Source organism: Fenollaria sp. (assembly GCF_057222035.1).
On the sequence record NZ_JBXXYC010000001.1, the window covers coordinates 162,399 to 182,668 of the forward strand.

Annotated in this window: 17 protein-coding genes and 4 tRNA genes; 18 read left to right on the forward strand and 3 right to left on the reverse strand. The window is 34.6% G+C overall.

Translation table 11 applies throughout. The annotated features are described in order from the left end of the window. The first annotated feature begins 10 nt into the window (after positions 1-10). The 18 genes from AC2UOP_RS00865 (at position 11) to AC2UOP_RS00950 (ending at position 16,530) form a co-directional block, all read left to right on the forward strand. Positions 11-1,672 carry a ribonuclease J gene (locus AC2UOP_RS00865; RefSeq protein WP_070598732.1) on the forward strand — a complete coding sequence of 554 codons (1,662 nt, stop codon included), beginning with the start codon at positions 11-13 and terminating at the stop codon, positions 1,670-1,672. 25 nt (positions 1,673-1,697) lie between these two features. Beyond that, positions 1,698-4,322, forward strand: a complete 2,625-nt coding sequence (locus AC2UOP_RS00870) for a valine--tRNA ligase (RefSeq protein ID WP_484832320.1) — start codon at positions 1,698-1,700, stop codon at positions 4,320-4,322. Between the two features lie 7 nt (positions 4,323-4,329). Then, on the forward strand, positions 4,330-5,304 hold the full coding sequence (locus AC2UOP_RS00875; protein WP_484832321.1) for a CPBP family intramembrane glutamic endopeptidase: 975 nt from the start codon (positions 4,330-4,332) through the stop codon (positions 5,302-5,304). A 92-nt stretch (positions 5,305-5,396) separates the two neighbouring features. Beyond that, positions 5,397-5,472 (forward strand) — tRNA-Phe (locus tag AC2UOP_RS00880). Positions 5,473-5,475: 3 nt separating this feature from the next. Then, positions 5,476-5,550, forward strand: a tRNA-Gly gene (locus AC2UOP_RS00885). 7 nt (positions 5,551-5,557) lie between these two features. Further along, positions 5,558-5,631 (forward strand) — tRNA-Cys (locus AC2UOP_RS00890). An 82-nt stretch (positions 5,632-5,713) separates the two neighbouring features. Then, positions 5,714-6,412, forward strand: coding sequence for a DUF6873 family GME fold protein (locus tag AC2UOP_RS00895; RefSeq protein ID WP_484832322.1), 699 nt, complete (start codon positions 5,714-5,716; stop codon positions 6,410-6,412). A gap of 1 nt (position 6,413) precedes the next feature. Then, complete coding sequence (gene hisS / locus AC2UOP_RS00900; RefSeq protein WP_484832323.1) at positions 6,414-7,715, forward strand: histidine--tRNA ligase; 1,302 nt, start codon at positions 6,414-6,416, stop codon at positions 7,713-7,715. A 100-nt stretch (positions 7,716-7,815) separates the two neighbouring features. Then, the gene (locus tag AC2UOP_RS00905; RefSeq protein ID WP_484832324.1) at positions 7,816-8,823 is read left to right on the forward strand and encodes a stalk domain-containing protein; all 1,008 of its coding nucleotides are present in this window, start codon (positions 7,816-7,818) and stop codon (positions 8,821-8,823) included. Between the two features lie 14 nt (positions 8,824-8,837). Continuing rightward, complete coding sequence (purE, locus tag AC2UOP_RS00910) at positions 8,838-9,317, forward strand: 5-(carboxyamino)imidazole ribonucleotide mutase (RefSeq protein ID WP_070598739.1); 480 nt, start codon at positions 8,838-8,840, stop codon at positions 9,315-9,317. A gap of 8 nt (positions 9,318-9,325) precedes the next feature. Then, a complete protein-coding gene (purM, locus tag AC2UOP_RS00915; RefSeq protein ID WP_070598740.1) occupies positions 9,326-10,366 on the forward strand; it encodes a phosphoribosylformylglycinamidine cyclo-ligase in 1,041 nt (346 codons plus the stop codon). Then, positions 10,348-10,962, forward strand: coding sequence for a phosphoribosylglycinamide formyltransferase (gene purN, locus AC2UOP_RS00920; RefSeq protein WP_484832325.1), 615 nt, complete (start codon positions 10,348-10,350; stop codon positions 10,960-10,962). Before purM ends, purN begins: the two co-directional genes overlap by 19 nt. Continuing rightward, entirely contained in the window at positions 10,943-12,478 is a 1,536-nt protein-coding gene (gene purH, locus AC2UOP_RS00925) for a bifunctional phosphoribosylaminoimidazolecarboxamide formyltransferase/IMP cyclohydrolase (protein ID WP_070598742.1), read from the forward strand. Before purN ends, purH begins: the two co-directional genes overlap by 20 nt. 10 nt (positions 12,479-12,488) lie before the next feature. Further along, positions 12,489-13,787 carry an NCS2 family permease gene (locus AC2UOP_RS00930; protein WP_484832326.1) on the forward strand — a complete coding sequence of 433 codons (1,299 nt, stop codon included), beginning with the start codon at positions 12,489-12,491 and terminating at the stop codon, positions 13,785-13,787. 83 nt (positions 13,788-13,870) lie between these two features. Then, a complete protein-coding gene (locus AC2UOP_RS00935) occupies positions 13,871-15,541 on the forward strand; it encodes a formate--tetrahydrofolate ligase (protein ID WP_484832327.1) in 1,671 nt (556 codons plus the stop codon). Positions 15,542-15,566: 25 nt separating this feature from the next. Continuing rightward, a complete protein-coding gene (locus AC2UOP_RS00940) occupies positions 15,567-15,866 on the forward strand; it encodes a YerC/YecD family TrpR-related protein (protein ID WP_019214736.1) in 300 nt (99 codons plus the stop codon). Between the two features lie 65 nt (positions 15,867-15,931). Then, positions 15,932-16,195, forward strand: a complete 264-nt coding sequence (locus tag AC2UOP_RS00945; protein ID WP_484832328.1) for a hypothetical protein — start codon at positions 15,932-15,934, stop codon at positions 16,193-16,195. Positions 16,196-16,443: 248 nt separating this feature from the next. Further along, positions 16,444-16,530: transfer RNA gene (locus AC2UOP_RS00950), tRNA-Leu, on the forward strand. A gap of 149 nt (positions 16,531-16,679) precedes the next feature. Here the strand turns inward: AC2UOP_RS00950 and sdaAA are convergent. The 3 genes from sdaAA to AC2UOP_RS00965 are packed head-to-tail and all read right to left on the reverse strand — an operon-like array spanning position 16,680 to position 20,176. Next, positions 16,680-17,552: an L-serine ammonia-lyase, iron-sulfur-dependent, subunit alpha gene (gene sdaAA, locus AC2UOP_RS00955; protein WP_106017904.1), complete on the reverse strand. Its 873-nt coding sequence runs from the start codon at positions 17,550-17,552 to the stop codon at positions 16,680-16,682. A gap of 1 nt (position 17,553) precedes the next feature. Further along, positions 17,554-18,228: an L-serine ammonia-lyase, iron-sulfur-dependent subunit beta gene (gene sdaAB / locus AC2UOP_RS00960; RefSeq protein WP_019214738.1), complete on the reverse strand. Its 675-nt coding sequence runs from the start codon at positions 18,226-18,228 to the stop codon at positions 17,554-17,556. After that, on the reverse strand, positions 18,215-20,176 hold the full coding sequence (locus tag AC2UOP_RS00965) for a hypothetical protein (protein ID WP_484832329.1): 1,962 nt from the start codon (positions 20,174-20,176) through the stop codon (positions 18,215-18,217). Before AC2UOP_RS00965 ends, sdaAB begins: the two co-directional genes overlap by 14 nt. Positions 20,177-20,270 lie beyond the last annotated feature (94 nt).

The window sequence follows — 20,270 nt, forward strand, 5'->3', positions numbered from 1 at the left end:
GGAGGAAAAGATGTTAAAGAGTAACAAACTAAGGATTATCCCGCTGGGAGGCCTTAATGAGATCGGAAAGAACATTACTCTTATTGAATGTGATAACGATATAGTTATATGCGATTGCGGTATGACATTTCCAGAGGACGAGATGCTGGGCGTGGATATCGTAATTCCAGACATCACATATTTAGAAAAAAATAAAGAGAGAATTAAAGGTATAGTCCTAACACACGGTCACGAGGACCACATAGGAGCTATACCATACGTCTTAAAGAAGATAAATGTACCTATTTATGGTACTAGACTAACTTTAGGACTATTAGAAAATAAATTGAAGGAGCACAACTTAAAGCCAAAGATGCACGTTGTGAACTTTAATGATAAGGTTAGATTAGGTAAGATTGTTGTTGAATTTATTAGACAATGCCATAGTATTCCTGATTCAGCGGCACTAGCATTTCACACACCTGCAGGCGTTATAGTTCATACAGGTGACTTTAAGATTGACTTTACACCGATTATGGGTGGAGTGAACGATTTAAATAGATTTGCTGAGCTTGGCGACAAGGGCGTTCTTTGCTTATTAGCAGAGAGTACAAACGTTGAAAGGAAGGGCTATACTCTAAGTGAAAGAGTAGTTGGCGAGACATTTAGAACCATTTTTCACGAGTATACTGAAAATAGAATTATAGTTGCGACATTCGCATCAAATATACAAAGAATACAACAAATTATTGAAGCGGCTGAAAAACATGGCAGAAAGATAGTTTTATCAGGCAGATCCATGATAAATAACGTCAACGTCGCTAAAGATTTAGGCTATTTAAGAGTTAAAGACTCAAGTCTAATTGATATAAATAAGATGAATAAGTATGACGACAGAGAGCTTTGTATAATAACAACAGGTTCTCAAGGCGAGCCAATGAGCGCACTTACAAGGATTGCTTATAATGAGCACAGAAAAATTCAGCTTACACCAAATGATTTAATCATTCTTTCAGCTCATCCAATACCAGGCAATGAAAATGCCATTTCAAAGGTAATTAACAAGCTTATAGAGCTTGACGCAAAAGTTATATACGAATCACTTGGAGAGATACACGTTTCAGGACACGCTTGTCAAGAAGAGCTTAAGCTTATACATTCACTTATCAAGCCAAGATATTTCATTCCAGTTCATGGCGAACAAAGACATCTTAAGATACACGCGTCCCTTGCTGAAAGCATGGGCATGAATCCTAAGAATATTTTCATCATGAAAAACGGCGAAGTGCTTGAACTTGACAAGAGAAAGGCAGAAATTGTTGATGAAGTCACATCTGGCAATGTTTTGGTCGATGGCCTTGGCGTTGGTGATGTTGGTAACATCGTTTTAAGAGATAGAAAACATTTATCTGAAGACGGTTTAATTATAGTTGTTTTAACACTAAGTAAAGAAGACGGTTCAACTATAGCTGGACCAGACATCATCTCCAGAGGCTTTGTCTATGTTAGAGAAGCAGATGATCTTATGGAAGAAGCAAAGAACAAGGTTGTTCTTGCTATCGAAGATTGTCAAAAAAGACATATATCAGACTGGTCAAGCATCAAAAATGCAATTAGAGACAGTTTGAAGAAGTATATATATCAAACTATGAAGAGAAATCCTATGATACTTCCTGTAATTATGGAGGTATAATATAAATTTTACACTAGGAGGAACTATGAAGAATTTAGAAAAATCATATAATCCAGCTGATTTTGAAGATAGTATTTATAAATTTTGGATGGACAATGAATATTTCAAGCCAAGTACTGACGATAGTAAAGAATCTTTTACCATCATCATGCCGCCACCAAATGTAACAGGTAACCTTCATCTTGGTCATGCACTTAATGGCACAATTCAAGATATAGTTATCAGATACAAGAGAATGCAAGGCTACAACGCACTTTGGCTACCGGGAACTGACCACGCATCCATTTCTACTGAAGCAAAAGTAGTTGAAAAGCTTAAAAAAGAAGGCGTTAAGAAGAGCGATTTAACAAGAGAAGAATTTTTGGAAGAAGCTTGGGACTGGACTCATAAGTACGGCGGAAATATCAAAGAGCAGCTAAAAAAATTAGGTTCATCATGTGATTGGTCTCGTGATAGCTTTACGCTTGATGAGCACTTAACAAAAGCTGTTTATGAAGTTTTTGAAAGATTATATAAAAAAGATTATATTTATAGAGGCATGAGGATAGTTAACTGGTGCCCACACTGTCATACAGCTGTATCAGATACTGAAGTTATTCATGAGCCACAAGAAGGAAAGATGTGGTATATAAAGTACCCATACTCAGATAAGACTGGCTTTGTAACTATTGCAACTACTAGACCAGAGACGCTTTTAGGTGACTTAGCAGTAGCTGTTAATCCAGACGATGAAAGATATACTGATTTAGTTGGCAAAACACTTGATTTACCATTAACAGATAGACAAATACCAGTTATTGCCGATGAATATGTTGATTCATCCTTCGGTACAGGCTGCGTTAAGATTACGCCATCACATGACCCTAACGACTTCGAAGTAGGTGCTAGACACAATCTTGGTCAACTAATCGTTATAGATGAAGATGCTAAAATAAATGAAAATGGCTACGCTTACAAAGGACTAGATAGATACGAAGCAAGAGAGAGAATAATCAAAGACCTTGACGAACAAGGCCTACTAGTAAAGGTAGAAAAACACGAAAACTCTGTTGGTCACTGCGAAAGATGCAATACCATCATCGAGCCACTAGCCTCACTTCAATGGTTCGTTAAGATGGAAGAGATGGCTAAAAAAGCGCTCGAAGCATATAGAGAAAACAAAGTAAATATAATTCCTGAAAGATTTGGTAAAATTTATGAAAATTGGCTTGAAAACATCAGAGACTGGTGTATTTCCCGTCAACTATGGTGGGGACACAGAATCCCTGTTTACTATTGTGATGATTGTGGCGAATACATTGTTAGCAAGGAAAAACCAGAAAAGTGCGACAAGTGCGGTTCAGAACATTTAAGACAAGATGAAGATACACTTGACACTTGGTTCTCATCAGCTCTTTGGCCGTTCTCAACACTTGGCTGGCCTGATGTAGATTCAGAAGATTACAAGAGATTCTTCCCGACAGACTTATTAGTAACAGGCTACGACATTATTTTCTTCTGGGTAAGTAGAATGATATTCTCATCCCTTGAACAAACTGGCGAGGTACCATTTAAAGACGTCTTATTGACTGGACTTATCAGAGACGCACAAGGAAGAAAGATGAGTAAGTCGCTTGGTAATGGTATAGATCCAATACAAGTTATCAGTGAATATGGTGCCGATGCGCTAAGATACTCACTAATTACTAATAACGCTCCAGGTAATGATATTAAATATAGCGTTAAAAAAGTTGAGCCACAAAGGAATTTTGCCAATAAATTATGGAACGCATCAAGATTTGTTCTTATGAACCTTGATGATAGAGATGACTATAGCGCCCGCTACGACAAATTAGAAAGAGAAGATAAGTGGATAATCTCAAGACTAAAAACTGTTGTAGACGAAATCAACAATAATCTTGATAAATACGAGATAGGTATAGCAGCTGCTAAAGTACAAGACTTTATTTGGGAGGACTTCTGCGACTGGTATATAGAACTTGTTAAGACAAGATTATACGATAGAGACAATATTAACGCACAAAACGTTATTTTATATATCTTAGAAAATATATTAAAGATACTTCATCCGTTCATGCCATTTATCACAGAAGAGATTTGGAGCTATTTACCAAATAGAAAGACTCCACTAATCATCAGCGATTGGCCAAAGGATATAAAATATTACGAAGAAGAGCTAAATGATTTAGAACTAATCAAAAACGCTATCAAGGCAATTAGAAAGATGAAGACAGATATGAACATCGAGCCTTCAAAGCACTTCTCAATGCTAGTTTATCCAAATGACGAAGCAGCAGGAAAACTTTATAGCGACAGTGCTAATTATTTTAAAGACCTTGAAAATATTGACAAAATCACTATACTTGACAATAAAGACATGATCAATAAAGATTTTACATCCATAATGATGACAAATGCGGAAATTTTCTTCCCATTAAACGAGTTAATAGATTTTGAAAAAGAAAAACAAAGACTTAAGGAAGAAAAAGAAAAATTAGATTTTGAAGTAGAAAGACTTGAGAAAAAACTTTCGAATGAAAAATTTGTTAGCAAAGCACCAAAAGATGTTGTTGACAAAGAGAAAGAAAAATTAGAAAATTACAAGGACTTATTAGATAAAACTATAAAGAGACTAGAAGAACTAAAGTAGGTGAGAGATGTATAAAGAAAATAAATTAAACAAAACTGGTATAGACATCAATAAAGCTTCGTGGCTATATACAGTACTTTTTATTGCATACATCTTCCTAGGCTCAATGCTTCAAACAGTAGACCTTTACCTAGGTTTATTCGCAGGCGAAGTGCTGATACTTTTAGTTCCAGTCTTAGTTTATGTTAAGCAAAAGAAAGTTAATTTCAAAAGATATTTTAGACTAAATAAAATCACAGGCAAAGAAGCACTTACATCAGTACTTTTAACACTTTTAGTTTATCCACTAGTTGGAATAAGCTCGGCACTTTTAATCAAGTTCTATAGCCTATTTGGCGAGGTAAGAGTGCCTCAAATCAATGTCAAATCAGGCGGACTATCAAGTATATACAGCGTTTTAATTATAGGCGTGCTACCAGCCATTTGCGAAGAATTTTTCGTAAGAGGCCTTTTGAGCGCACCAGCAAAAAAATCAAAGGGAAGGAAATTCACATACTTTTACACAGCACTACTATTTATGCTAATGCATGTTAATCCATTCAACATAGTTGCGCCATTCATATTAGGCTATGTATTTTCAGTTTTAAACGAAAAAACAAATTCACTTTACTCGTCAATGCTTGGCCACTTCACATTCAATACTTGCTCAGTCATACTTAGCATATTCCAAAAAGATTTGCTAGATAGCGCATCAGGTAGCGATATGAACGTATTAACACTAGGCGAAGCCGATTTAAATATAGGCTTATTACAAGGAGTTTTCATGGTACTCATAGCCATAGTGATAATTTTCGTCCTATATAGAGTTTTATCAAAAATGAAGGCAAAAGAAGTGACAGAAGATGTAGACTGCACTTTGGATGTAGAAGCGCCAGCAAAGTTCTCATACCTGCCACTAGCCTTTAATATACTGATTTGGGTCATCATGGCAGGATTGCCTCTACTTATGTCACTAGGCATGATAAAAAATCTAAGCTTATAATATTAAGAAAAACTTAAATAAATATTAAAAAAGTCTTGACAATTAAATCAATTTATAGTATCATAGACTAGTCAGCACAAGCTGACTAGTGTGCCCAGATAGCTCAGTCGGTAGAGCAGTAGACTGAAAATCTACGTGTGGCTGGTTCGATCCCGGCTCTGGGCACCACTTGCGGAAATGGCTCAGTGGTAGAGCATCGCCTTGCCAAGGCGAGGGTCGCGAGTTCGAATCTCGTTTTCCGCTCCATTTTTTTGGCGGCATAGCCAAGTGGTAAGGCACAGGTCTGCAAAACCTTGACCACCAGTTCAAATCTGGTTGCCGCCTCCACAAACTTGAAGCGTGTTTGAAGCACGCTTCTTTTTTTGCGCCTAAATTGCTTTTTGTGATATAATTATCTTAGGTGATATAATTGATTGCTATAGTTGATAGAGCTTATTACGACTTATTAGCTGATAAGCTTAGTGAATTTAATATAAAAGCTTTTCCATCGTTTGAGAGCAAAATTTTGAAGGGTGCGGTGAAAACGCATCCTGACATGTCGCTGTTTAAGTTTGATGAGGAGACTTTAATTGCGAGCCGCGAATCGTTTGATTATTATAATGAAATTTTTAAAGGGACTAAGATAAATATCATCAATGCAGATGAAGATCCTCATGAAAAATATCCATCTGATGTTAAGTTCAATGCGCTTCGTGTAGGGGATCACTTGATTTGCAAAAAAGATGTTTGTGCTAAAAGCATTATAAAACGCCTTGATGAGGGCAAGATTATAAACTCGTCTCAAGGCTATGTGAAATGCTCTGTGATTGACATAGGAAGTGAATATTTTGCAAGTGATGACAAATATTTATATGAAATTATAAAATCTTTGGGCAAAAAATGCATTTTGCTAGACAAGGGTTTTGTAAAGATTAAAGATTATGACTATGGATTTATAGGCGGAGCAAGTGGATATGCGCGTGATAAGATATTTTTAACGGGTAAAATTATTAATGAGGCTAATAGGATTCGCTTAGAAGAATTTGCACGAGAAATCAATAAAGAATTGATTTATTTGACGGAATATGATATATTTGATATAGGAACTTTGATGATTATGGAGGAATAATATGCTAGTAAAACCATCGATATTGCCGGGTACTATGGAACTTTTACCTCATGAGCAATTAATTTTTAACAGGATGAAGGATATAATTAGAGAAACTTATGAACTTTTCTCTTTTTTACCTATTGATACGCCTGCTTTAGAGAAGACTGAGATACTTCTTGCTAAGGGCGGCGGCGAAACTGAAAAACAAATTTATAATATTGCAAATACTTCGACTGAGACATCTTTGCGCTTTGATTTGACTGTGCCTCTTGCAAGATACGTTAGTATGCATGAGCATGAGCTTAAATTTCCATTCAAAAGATATCAAATTGCCAAGGTTTATAGGGGCGAGAGGAACCAAAAGGGAAGATACAGAGAGTTTTACCAATGTGACTGCGATATCATAGGCGACGAAAAGCTTTCAAAATTCTACGATGCAGAGCTTGTTAAAATCATCAGTATTATATTTAGAAAGTTTGGTTTTGATAAATTCACTATCATGATTAACAATAGAAATATCATGAATGGTTTCTTAAAGAGTCAAGGTGTTGAAGATACTGTAGAGGCTGTTCGCGCGCTTGATAAATATGACAAGATTGGTAGAGATAGCCTTGAGGAGCTTCTTAATAATCAAGGTATAAAGGCTGATTCTGTTAAAAAGATTATTGATTTAATCGAGTTTGAAGGAACAAATGAAGAGACTATTGCTCACTTGGAAGGACTTGGTATTGATAACGAAATTTTCTTAAAAGGTCTTTCTGAGATGAAAGAAGTTTTGGAAAATATCAAATTATTTAATGTTGATAAAAATAATTATAAATTCACTTTAAAATTACAAAGAGGACTTGATTATTACACATCAACTGTAATCGAGACTGTTCTTGATGATTACAAGGAGCTAGGCAGTGTTGCTGGCGGCGGCAGCTATGAGAATCTTACTCAGTTCTACTCAAAGAGAGAGCTTCCAGGCGTTGGTATATCCATCGGCTTAACAAGATTATTCTTCCAATTGAGTGAAAAGAACATTCTTCCAAAATTTGAAAGTGAAGAAAAATCTTTCTTGGTTGCTCCACTTGATATTGACATGAGCTACGCCATAAGCGTGTTAAATGAATTACATGAGCTAGGCGCTCACTCTGAAGTGCTTTACTCCAAGATGAAGATGAAGAAAATTTTTGACTTTGCTGAAAGCTATAGCTTTGACTATATCATCTTCCTAGGACAAGAAGAACTTGAGAACAAGAAGTTATCGGTAAGAGACCTTAAGAGTAAAGAGAATATAAGCATTAGCATAGACGAATTGAAAACTTTAATAAAATAAATCAATCCCTATACGAATAAGTATAGGGATTTTTACATTTATTAAAGTACTACTTGAATGTAGCAGGTCTTTTGTGGTATAATAATTTTGAGGTGGTATGATGAAAAAACTTTTATTAATAGTTTTATCTGCTCTTATGTTTTTCATGGGTTTTAATTCTTATGCAAAAAACATTGATGAGTCAAAAATAAATAAAATATCTGGCCTTGTTAACTCTGATTTCGAGGATAAAGTGTTTGAATTACAAGGAGCTAAGAAGGACGCAGCGAAAGCTTTATTCATACCAGCAAGGGAGGTATTTACAAAGCTAAACTTTGATATATATTGGAACGGTGAGGACAAGTCTTGCTTTTTCAAAAAAGGTATAAAGAATATAAAGGTTAAGCTTGGATCGAAAAATTATATTACATCAAATAATAACAAGATCGAGCTTGATTATGCACCTATGCTCGTAGATATGAAGATGTATCTACCTATAGATGTTTTGTACTATTTACTTGATTATGATACATTTGTAGTCGCTGATACAATTTATATAAGAAATGCGATTGATGGCATAAAGACTGGTATAGTGAATGAGGCTAAGTACAGCCTTGCTTATCCAGTATTTTTCAGTACTGAAGATGTAAAGAGAGCATATAGAAATAAAATTAATGAACAAATCAAGAAATTTGTTGATGAGCACGTTGAAAAAGCAAAGAATGATGCTAAACTTAAGAAAATGTATTTTACTTATGATATAGCAAGGTCTGACGAGAGATTAGTATCTTTATGTTTTTATATCAACAGTGTTTACAATGATGACTCTACAAACAGCGAATTTTACACAAAGACATTTAACTTCAATAGTGCTGAAGAGATTAAATATGAAGATTTAATTAAAAAAGATCAAAATGTTAGAGAGACGATACTTGAGGATTTAACTAAGACTGAAGAAGAAAAGAACAGCATTAGAAATAATATCAAGAATTATTATATCGTTGATAATTCTATAATCTTGTATTATTACAAGGATACGATTGGAAGTTCCAATATAGGATCTCACTACGTTAGAAGTGAGGACCTAAAATTTTATATAAATGAGGAATATTTAAAATATTTTAATTAAAGGAGTGTAATTATATGAAGGTTGCATTAGTAATGGGCAGCATCTCTGATAAAGAGGTTGTTGAAAAATCACAAAAAGTACTTGATGATTTTGGGGTTGAGTATGAGACAAGAGTTATCTCAGCTCACAGAACACCAGAAGTAGCATTTGATTTTGCTAAAAACGCAAAAAACAATGGTATCGAGGCAATTATAACATTTGCAGGTAAGGCTGCACACTTAGGAGGAGTCATAGCAGGACTTAGTACTTTACCAGTTATAGGAGTTCCTGTAAAGAGCTCTTTAATGGATGGACTTGATTCACTTCTTTCAATTGTTCAAATGCCTAAGGGCGTTCCAGTTGCTACAGTTGCTGTCAATGGCGCAGAAAACGCAGCAATACTAGCAGTTCAAATCTTAGCCATTAAATACGATGAACTTGCTAAGAAACTTGAAGATTACAAGGTTAAGATGAGAGATGACATCGTTAAAATCGATGCAGAACTTAATAAGTAGGTAGAGCTATGGGATTAACATATAAAGACGCTGGTGTAGATAAGACTAAGGGCTACGAAGAAGTAAAACTTATCAAGAGCCTTATCAAATCTACAAACAGAGACGGAGTTTTAAACGATATAGGAAATTTTTCAGGTTTATTCAAGATAGATCTTAAAAAATATGATAAACCAGTATTAGTAAGTGGTACAGATGGTGTAGGAACAAAATTAAAGCTCGCATTTATCTTAGATAAGCACGACACAATCGGTATAGATGCTGTGGCAATGTGTGTTAACGACATAATTTGTCAAGGCGCTGAGCCATTATTCTTTCTAGACTACATCGCTTCATCAAAGCTTATCCCTGAAAAGATGGCTGAGATAGTATCAGGTGTTGCTGAGGGATGCAAGATGAGTCATGCTGCGCTTATAGGCGGAGAAACAGCTGAAATGCCAGGCTTCTACGGAGAAGGCGAGTATGATATAGCTGGTTTTGCTGTAGGTGTAGTAAATGAAGATAAAATTATAGATGGCTCAAAGATTGAAGATGGTGACGTTATCATCGGTCTTAGATCAAGTGGCGTTCACTCAAATGGTTTTTCACTAGTTAGAAAAATTATTTTTGATAATGATAAAGTTGATGTAAACAAAAAATATGACGGACTTGATGATACCTTACTAAATGTTTTACTTACACCAACAAGAATTTATTACGATCCAATGATGGACATCATCGAGCACGTTAATGTTAAGGCGATATCACACATAACAGGCGGCGGCTTCTACGAAAACATTCCTAGAATGATAAAAGATGGTTACACAGCTGTTATAGACCTGAAAGATTATGAAATACCACAAATTTTCAAATATTTAATGACTTGGGCTGACGTTCATATAGAAGAAATGTTCGGTACATTCAATATGGGCATAGGCATGGTCTTTGCTGTATCTAAGGACGAATTAGCAAAAACTGAAGAACTTCTTAAGAAACATGGCGAAGATTATATAATACTAGGCCATATTGAAGAAAAAGAAACTAAGGAAAAAATATGTTTAAATTTAAAATAGCCGTTCTAGCATCTGGTTCTGGCACTAATTTTCAAGCCATAATCGATGCAGTTAAAGAAAAAAAGCTTGATGCTGAGATAGTTTGCCTTATAAGCGATAGAAAAGCTGCCTATGCACAAGAAAGAGCTAAGGACAATGGTATTGATACCTACTACTTTAGTATTAAAAAATATGCTGACAGCGATGAATTTAATCACGCAATCGTAGAAGTGCTTGATAAGTACGAGCCAGATTTAATCGTACTTGCAGGATACTTAAAGATTTTATCACATGAATTTATACAAAAGTATAGAGGCAAAATCATCAACATACATCCATCACTAATACCAAAGCACTGCGGCGATGGTTTTTGGGGAATGAAAGTTCATGAGAGCGTTATAAAGTCAGGCGATGAGTATTCTGGAGCTACAGTTCATTTTGTTGATGAAGGAACAGATACGGGCAAAATTATTATACAAAGAAAAATCAAGCTAGCTGAGGACGAAACGGCAGAATCTTTGCAGAAGAGAATTTTAAATGAGATAGAACATAAAATTTTGATTGAAGCGATAGATAAAATAATAGGAGGCAAAATTGATGAAAAAAGCATTGATTAGTGTTTATGATAAAACAGGCATCGTTGAATTTGCTAAAGAACTAGAAAATTTAGGCTACGGTATAATTTCAACTGGTGGAACTTATAAAAAACTCATAGACGCTGGCTTAAAAGTAGAAGAAGTTACTGAAGTAACTAATTTTCCAGAATGTTTAGATGGCAGAGTAAAGACATTAAATCCATATATCCACTGTGGTATACTTTATAGAAGAGACTTAGAAGAGGATAAGGATTTTGTAAAAAAGATGAATATATCAGATATTGACATCATAGTTAACAATCTATATCCATTTGAAGAATATGTTAATGACCCAAGCAAAACTCACGAAGAAATTATCGAAAAGATAGATATAGGCGGACCATCTATGATTAGAGCGGCTGCTAAAAACTATAAATTCGTGACAGTTATCATGGATCCAAGCGATTTTGATCTAGTATTAAAAGAACTAAAAGAAAATAAAGAAACATCTCTTAAGACAAGAGAGTATCTTGCTGGAAAAGTATTTAACTACACAGCTTATTATGATTCACTAATCGCTGCTTACTTTAATAAAAAAGAAGGAATTGATTTTCCTGAGTATTATACAAAAGGCTACAAGAAGATTAGTTCACTTAGATATGGCGAAAACCCACATCAAAAAGCAGCTTTCTATAAAGAGTCAAAAGTTGAAGAAGGCTCTTTAGTATCAGCTAAACAGCTTCATGGCAAGGAATTATCATTTAATAATATTAACGATGCTAATGGCGCTTTAGAAACATTAAAGATGTTTACAGAAAAACCAACAATAGTTGCCGTTAAGCACACAAACCCATGTGGCGTTGGTTCAGCAGATACTTTAGCTGAAGCATTTAGAAAGGCTCGTGACTGTGACGACCAATCAATCTTTGGTGGCATCATAGCATCAAATAGAGAGATAGATGCTGAAACAGCTGAAGAGATGAGAGACATCTTCTTAGAAGTAATCATGGCTCCATCATATACAGAAGAGGCCTTTAAAATATTAACAGACAAAAAGAAAAACAGAAGAATATTAACAATTGAAAATATTACAAATAATGAGTACACATCAAAGGATATGAAAAAGGTATTATCTGGAATGATATTACAAGACAGAGATACAGAACTTTTTGAAGACTTTGAATGTGTTACTGATAGAAAACCAACAGAAAAAGAAATAGAAGACCTTAAATTTGGCTGGAAAGTAGTTAAGAACTGCAAGTCAAACGCAACACTACTTGCAAAAGACTCAGCTACAGTCGGCATAGGTCTTGGCAGCGTAAATAGATTCTTCACTGTAGAAAGATCAGTTAAGATGGCGGGAGACAAAGCAAAAGGAGCAGTACTTGCATCAGATGCTTTCTTCCCATTCACAGACTCAGTTGAATTACTTGCAAAACAAGGCGTTACAGCCATAATTCAACCGGGCGGATCAGTAGCAGACGAAGACGTTATAAAGTGCTGCAACGAACACAATATAGCAATGATATTTACTCATATGAGACATTTTAGACATTAGGAGGTAAAAAATGGAGAAGTTTTTTGAATTAAAGAAAAACGGAACAAACACAAGAACCGAGATAGTTGCCGGTATTACTACATTTATGACTATGGCATATATCTTAGTAGTAAACCCAATTATTTTAGGATCAACAGGCATGGATCAAAACGCAATTTTTACAGCGACAGCACTATCAGCAGCAATCGCTACATTAATCATGGCATTATACGCTAAATATCCATTCGCCTTAGCACCAGGTATGGGACTAAATGCATATTTTGCATACTCTGTAGTAGCTAACCAAGGACTTTCTTGGGAATTTGCATTAACAGCTGTATTGATAGAAGGTATTATATTTATCGCTCTATCATTTTTCAAAGGAAGAGAAGTAATTTTCGACGCTATACCATTGACACTTAAAAAAGCAGTTTCAGTAGGTATAGGCTTATTCATTTCTCTAATTGGTCTATCTGGATCAGGTATAATAGTTCACCCTGAAGGAACAATCGTTGGACTAGGAAACATTAAAGAAGGCACAGCATTACTAGCACTTATCGGTTTATTAATTACATTTATACTAGTAATTAGAAAAGTTAAAGGCGCATTATTACTTGGAATTATTTTAACAACAATTATCGGTATTCCTATGGGAATAACAACAATACCTGAAGGATTTAAAATATTCTCACTACCACCATCAGTTGAACCAATAGCGTTTAAATTTGATTTTTCACAAGTTTTCTCAACACAAATGTTTATGGCAGTATTAACATTCTTATTCGTAGATATGTTCGATACAGTGGGTACACTAGCAGGTGTTGCATCAAAATCAAATATGCTTGATAAAGATGGCAAATTACCTAGAGTAAGTAAGGCTTTCTTCGCTGACTCAGTAGGTACAGTAGTTGGATCTATGCTTGGTACTTCAACAGTAACAACATTTGTTGAATCATCAGCAGGTGTAGCTGAAGGCGGAAGAACTGGTTTAACATCACTAACAACAGCAGTTATGTTCTTACTAGCATTATTCATTGCACCAATATTTACACTAGTACCAGCAGCAGCAACAGCACCAGCTCTTATCACAGTTGGTATGTTTATGATGGAACCAATCATGGACATAGACTTTAGAGATTATACAGAAGCAATCCCAGCATTCTTAACTATAGCTATGATGCCATTTGCATACAGCATTGCTGAAGGTATCTTCTTCGGTATGATTAGCTACACATTATTAAAGACAATTGCTGGCAGATATAAAGAAGTTTCTCCACTTATGTGGATATTATCAATACTATTTGTATTAAGATATATATTTATAGTATAAATTAGTTTATTAAATCGATAAATGTGGTATATATAATACTGTAGATTATAAAATAAATTTATAATATTATAAAGGAGGTACAAATGAAAACAGACGTACAAATTGCTCAAGAAGCAAAAATGAAAGACATAACAGAAATCGCGGCACACTTAAATATTGACAACGAGGACTTAATACAATATGGTCACTACAAAGCTAAGGTAGACCTAAGAGTTTTTGATAAACTAAAAGACAAAAAAGATGGTAAACTTATCTTAGTTACAGCTATCAACCCAACACCAGCAGGTGAAGGAAAGACAACTGTTAATATCGGTTTATCAATGGCTTTAAACAAATTAGGTAAAAAAGCTATCTCAGCTCTAAGAGAACCATCATTAGGACCATCATTTGGCGTTAAAGGCGGAGCAGCAGGCGGCGGCTATGCACAAGTAGTTCCTATGGCTGATATAAACCTACACTTCACAGGAGACTTCCACGCAATAACATCAGCTAACAACTTAATCTCAGCTATGTTAGATAACCACATTCATCAAGGTAATGAACAAGGCATAGACGTAAGAAGAGTTGTTTGGAAGAGATGCGTTGACTTAAACGACAGAGCCTTAAGAAACGTTATAGTTGGTCTAGGCGGAAAACCTAACGGTTATCCAAGAGAAGACGGTTTTGACATAACAGTAGCTTCAGAAATCATGGCTATACTATGTCTATCAACTAGTCTTGAAAACTTTAAAGAAAGAGTATCAAGAGTAATTATTGCTTATAGACGTGACGGATCACCAGTTTATGTTAAAGACATAAAGGCACAGGGCGCAGTAACATTACTTATGAAAGACGCTATCATGCCAAACTTAGTACAAACACTTGAAAATACACCAGCACTAATCCATGGTGGACCATTTGCTAATATCGCTCACGGTTGTAACTCAATTATGGCAACAAAACTTGGTATGAAGCTAGCTGATTACACAGTTACTGAAGCAGGTTTCGGCGCTGACCTTGGAGCAGAAAAGTTCTTAGACATCAAATGTAGATTTGGTGATTTAAAACCATCAGCAGCAGTTATAGTTGCTACAATAAGAGCTTTAAAACATCACGGTGGAGCTACAAAAGAAAATTATGATAAAGAAGATTTAGTGGCACTTGAAAAAGGCTTTGCAAATCTTGAAAAACACATAGAAAATATTAAGAAATTCGGACTACCAGCTATAGTTTCTATAAACAGATTCCCAAGCGATACTGAAAATGAAATTAAGTTTATTGAAGACAGATTAGCTAAGATGGGCGTTGAATGCTCACTTACAGAAGTATTCGCAAAAGGCGGAGACGGAGCATTAGATCTAGCTGAAAAAGTTATCAAAGTATGCGATGAAGGCAAAGCAAACTTCAAACCATTATACGATGTTAACCTTTCAATCAAAGAAAAACTTGAAATAATCGCTAAAGAAGTTTATGGAGCTGACGGAGTAGAATTTACTGTACCAGCAATGAAGAACGTCAAGAACTTAGAAAAATTAGGCTTAGACAAGATGCCAATCTGCGTTGCTAAGACACAATATTCATTATCTGATAACCCAGACTTACTTGCAAGACCTGAAGGCTTCCACATAGTAGTTAGAGAAGTAAAAGTATCAAATGGCGCTGGATTCTTGATAGCACTTACAGGCAGCATAATGACAATGCCAGGTCTACCAAAGGTACCAGCAGCAGACAACATTGACATATTACCATCAGGAGAAATAGTAGGATTATTCTAAATAATAATATAGAGGGGGAAAAGAAATGGCTTACAGTTCAAAATTAAAAAGCGAACAAACAGACGGCTTCTTCGAAGCAATCTTATCGCTGGAAACAATGGAAGAATGCTACAGATTCTTTGAAGACATCTGCACAATCAAAGAAATTCAAGCAATAGCTCAAAGACTTGAAGTAGCAAAACAACTTAAAGAAAACAAAACTTACAACGAAATCGAAGTAGCAACAGGCGCTTCAACAGCAACAATCTCAAGAATCAACAGATCACTTAACTATGGTGCTGACGGTTATAAGTTAATATTCAAGAAATTAGGCTTAGAAGACTAATATAAATAAGGCTCCTTTATGGAGCCTTATTTATTTACATATCTTAATTTTTTAGGGGGTACAATATGATTGATTGGTTTAAAGAATTTATAATTATGTTTAAAGCACATAAAGGTCAAAAAGATAAAGGAGGAGGGGCATATTTTTTACACCCACTAAGAGTATCTCTTAATATAAAAGACAAAAGAGCAAAGGTGATAGGCCTGATTCATGATGTGATTGAAGACAGCGATAAATATAAACTAAGTGATTTTAATTTTTTAGATGAAGAACAATTAGAGGCGCTTAAAACTCTAACTCATGATAAGTCTGTTCCTTATTTTGATTAAATAGATAAAATTAAAAAGAATCCATTGGCACGAAAAGTTAAGCTATCTGATTTGAAGGATAATATGAATTTAAAAAGACTTAAAGAAATTACCAAGAAAGATAGAGAAAGATTTGCTAAGTATGAAAAGGCGAGAAAAATACTTTTAGATGCAGAGGAATATAATATATAATTTATTTTAATTAAATTAAGAATTTAAAATATTTTTTCTTGATTTTTACTTTAAAGTATGTTAATATATATAGGTAAGCCGAAATGATGGAATTGGCAGACGTACAGGACTCAAAATCCTGCGGTAGCAATACCGTGCGGGTTCGACCCCCGCTTTCGGCACCAATATTATACTCTATAAACAAGTAGTTAAGCGCTACTTGTTTTTTTTGTGCAAATTTTAACTGAGTGTTAATTATATCTATTTTCATATAATTAAAAGAAAAAAGAGCTCTCGTTATTGAGAGCTCATCTAGTATCTAAAAACTATTTAATTATTTATCTAAAAATTCTTCATATAATCTTTGTGCTGTTTCTGTACCAGCTATACCGCCGATGGCTGTTTCTTTTAGTGCAACTGGTAGTTCTTTACCAACATTACCCATAGCGCCAACTGTTTCATCAAAAGGTATTAGTGCTTCAACGCCTGCTAGTGCAAGGTCTGCTGATATGATTGCGTTTACAACGCCTGATGCATTTCTTAAATTACAAGGGTACTCAACAAGACCACAAACTGGGTCACATATAAGTCCCATGATGTTTTTAAGTGCAAAGCTTGCCGATGTAAATATTTGTTCTATGCTTCCGCCTTTTAGTTCAACGATGGCTGCAGCAGCCATTGCAGCGGCAGCACCGCATTCTGCTTGACATCCGCCTTCAGCGCCTGATATAGTTGCGTTTACTGCGATTATCTCACCAACTGCTGAAGCTGTTAGTAGGGCATTAAATATTTCTTCGTCTGTGTGACCAAATTCTTCTTGCATAGTAACTAGTGTTGCTGGCAAAATTCCTGATGCACCTGCTGTAGGAGCGGCAACTATTCTACCCATGGAAGCATTTATTTCTGATGTAGATAAAGCTCTTGCCATAGCCTTATTGATTAACGAGCCAGATACTGAATTGCCGCTTTCGGCATATTCATTAACTTTAAAAGCGTTTTTTCCAGTCATTCCGCTCATTGACATGATTGGTGTTTCAAGTCCAGCTGTAGCTGATTTTTTCATAATTTCATAAGTTTTTCTTAAGTACTCATAAACGTCTTCTTTACTTAGCTCTTCAGCTTCCATCTCTTCTTGTAATTGTAATTCATATATTTTTTTATTTTGTTCTTTGCATGCGTCCATCATGCTTGAAGCGCTTGTATACATATTAATTATCCTCCTTAACAGGGTTTAAATACTTAACGAATAAGAAATCATCGATTCTACTAATATCATTTATAGTTGCTTCATCAAAGTCAGAGTCAAGTTCGCATATAAGTGTAGCGACTTTACCAGTTCTGTCTACATGTAAATCGGCAATGTTCATGCCTGATATTGCAAATGTAGCTGTGATTCTTGATATAATACCTTTTTTGTCAATGTACTTAGCAACTAGAGTAGGTTTTTCTCCTGAGAATTCAACGTCAGCGCCATTGATATCTTTTATAAGTATGCTTCCACCGCCGATTGAGCTGCCTTGAACATAGAAGTCATCGTGATCATCGTAATGAAAGACCATCTTAACTGTATTTGGATGAACATAACCAAGGTCTGACTTGATAAATTCATACTCAAGACCTCTTTCTTCTGCTATGTCGAATGAGTGTTTGATTTCTTCACTATCTGGATAGAAGTCCATAACCCCTGCAAGTAAGGCTTTATCAGTACCGTGTCCTTTATATGTTTCTCTAAATGAGCCATGTAAGTAGAAAGAGACTTTTTTAAATCCCTTTGGTGCTAGCTTCATTGCAATCCTTCCTAATCTTGCTGCTCCAGCTGTGTGTGAGCTTGAAGGACCTATCATAATTGGTCCTAAAATAGATTTTAAATTATAATTTTCCATTTCTTCTCCTCTTTTTCTTCTTTAATGTATTTAATACGAAGGCTACAATTAACGCTGAGAATATGTATGACATAATTATGTAGCTTGCTTTAATTATTAGCGGTGTACTTTCTTTTTTCTCAACTGAATCTGTTGTGTCTAGCATTTTTGAGTTATTGCTAGCCTTAATGCTTATGTGATCTTCATTTACATCACATTTAAAATAATTTTGAAATAATTTCATTATATCTTCTAAAGGAATTATAAGTGTATTATTATAAGTTATTGCTTCCTTTGTTAAGTGAACTTTTTCAGCTCCTAAGCTAGCCTCGTTTGTGCCTAGCTCAAGATTAATTAAATTACCAATAGTATATTTACCATTAGCCTCGTTTTTATAAACAAGATTTAGTGGTTTTATTATTTCTTCTAAACTTACATATTTAATTCCATCGATTATATATGCATTTTCAAGAGCGGCGCTCTTTGTGACATCGGTTTCATAACTTATATCAAATTTTTTAATATCGTCTGTTTTTTCTAAATTATTTATAATAAAAGATTTAGCTCCATTTTGATTGTTCTGTCCGTGATTAAAAGTCACTATGCCATTGTGAACAAGATATTTAACACCAAGACTTGGCTTAATGCTGTTAATATTTGAATTGATACTGATTTTTTTTGCATCAATTGTTAAGAATGAGGCGCTTTGACCCACTTCAATCGTTGATGCACTCATGTATTTATCCAAATTAAGTACTTTGTATGGCATGTAGCTTAATTTATTCGCTATCTCAATACTGTCTATGTCTAAATCTCTTGCTAGTCTGATATACTCTAGAAATGAGTTAACATTGACAGGGTAGAGCTTAGTCGATGTATTTGCAAGATTTGGGTTACTTGCAATAAGCGAATATTTTGATTTAATCATTGTAGATATATCTGAGTCATTAAGAGCATCATGTATAATGACATCCTCTTTAGTATTTAATATATCTTTGTACTGATGAATTTGGTAGAACATATTTGAGCTTGCAAGTTGAAGCTTTGATGTATTGTTATTATATTTTTTAACCACATCGATGTTGTCTTTATAATTTGTTAAAACAATGTATTTGAACGGATTAAATGTGTAATAAAGATTTTCATGTTCTTCATTATGTTTATTTATCAAGTTATTAATAGCAGAAATTTTATCTGGACCAGCAAATTCATTCATATCGCACAAGATAAAATGATTCTTGCTATCTTTGATAATATCCATAATTTGATTTACAGTTTGTATGATGTTTTCGTGTTTGATTTTGCTAAGCTTAATATAATATACAAAGTCATCATCATTAACAGATTTCATCGTATTTATTAAAAGATTAAGATCATTCGCTTCCTCTATAGATATTTTAACTCCAGCAGATTTTGCTTCTTTTTCCTTTAATATGGCTTCAACGATTTGTTTGATTGCTTTATCGTCATATTTGTTTTCATTTTCTTCAAGTATAGCTTTTTTAATACTTTCCGAATCTGTTATTGATAGGTAATCGTTAGTTGTTAAGATGCCCTCAACGCTCTTTGACCAAGCGTCGATATCAGCTGTGTTAGTTCTAACGCTTTTACCTATACCGTCAGCAGATTTCATAAGGTCAATATCACGTGATGCGTTAGTGCTATCTATATCGATAAACTCTCTTAGAAGCATTGCGCCTTCACCGTCTATCACTCTGTTGGCTTTAACTTCACCTTTAGTAATCTGTTTAATTTTTCCTCCGCTGATGGCAATATTATATTTATATAAAATTTCATTTCTAGCTGGATTAACTATATTAACATTTTTTATTGCCAGATCATAATTAAATACAAAGCTCGCCGTTTTATTAGGATCTTCACTTTCTTTAGTCTTTTCGCTCGCATAAACATTAAGGCTTGTAACGATTAAAGTTAAAAGCAATAAAAAAGAGAATAATTTTTTTGACAAATTAATCACCTCTGCTATATTATATACTAAATAATAGTATAAATAAAGCTTTTTTTACAATTTATGAAGAAATATTTATGAATTTGTTGTATAA

What these genes read in the sequence shown, in the direction of transcription:
- sdaAA (WP_106017904.1), bottom strand. Translation starts at nt 17,552, where the DNA reads ATGTATACAAGCGCTTCAAGCATGATGGACGCATGCAAAGAACAAAAT.
- AC2UOP_RS00930 (WP_484832326.1), top strand. Translation starts at nt 12,489, where the DNA reads ATGGAGAAGTTTTTTGAATTAAAGAAAAACGGAACAAACACAAGAACC.
- AC2UOP_RS00905 (WP_484832324.1), top strand. Translation starts at nt 7,816, where the DNA reads ATGAAAAAACTTTTATTAATAGTTTTATCTGCTCTTATGTTTTTCATG.
- purM (WP_070598740.1), top strand. Translation starts at nt 9,326, where the DNA reads ATGGGATTAACATATAAAGACGCTGGTGTAGATAAGACTAAGGGCTAC.
- purN (WP_484832325.1), top strand. Translation starts at nt 10,348, where the DNA reads ATGTTTAAATTTAAAATAGCCGTTCTAGCATCTGGTTCTGGCACTAAT.
- AC2UOP_RS00865 (WP_070598732.1), top strand. Translation starts at nt 11, where the DNA reads ATGTTAAAGAGTAACAAACTAAGGATTATCCCGCTGGGAGGCCTTAAT.
- hisS (WP_484832323.1), top strand. Translation starts at nt 6,414, where the DNA reads ATGCTAGTAAAACCATCGATATTGCCGGGTACTATGGAACTTTTACCT.
- purE (WP_070598739.1), top strand. Translation starts at nt 8,838, where the DNA reads ATGAAGGTTGCATTAGTAATGGGCAGCATCTCTGATAAAGAGGTTGTT.
- AC2UOP_RS00945 (WP_484832328.1), top strand. Translation starts at nt 15,932, where the DNA reads ATGATTGATTGGTTTAAAGAATTTATAATTATGTTTAAAGCACATAAA.
- sdaAB (WP_019214738.1), bottom strand. Translation starts at nt 18,228, where the DNA reads ATGGAAAATTATAATTTAAAATCTATTTTAGGACCAATTATGATAGGT.
- AC2UOP_RS00870 (WP_484832320.1), top strand. Translation starts at nt 1,698, where the DNA reads ATGAAGAATTTAGAAAAATCATATAATCCAGCTGATTTTGAAGATAGT.
- purH (WP_070598742.1), top strand. Translation starts at nt 10,943, where the DNA reads ATGAAAAAAGCATTGATTAGTGTTTATGATAAAACAGGCATCGTTGAA.
- AC2UOP_RS00935 (WP_484832327.1), top strand. Translation starts at nt 13,871, where the DNA reads ATGAAAACAGACGTACAAATTGCTCAAGAAGCAAAAATGAAAGACATA.
- AC2UOP_RS00940 (WP_019214736.1), top strand. Translation starts at nt 15,567, where the DNA reads ATGGCTTACAGTTCAAAATTAAAAAGCGAACAAACAGACGGCTTCTTC.
- AC2UOP_RS00875 (WP_484832321.1), top strand. Translation starts at nt 4,330, where the DNA reads ATGTATAAAGAAAATAAATTAAACAAAACTGGTATAGACATCAATAAA.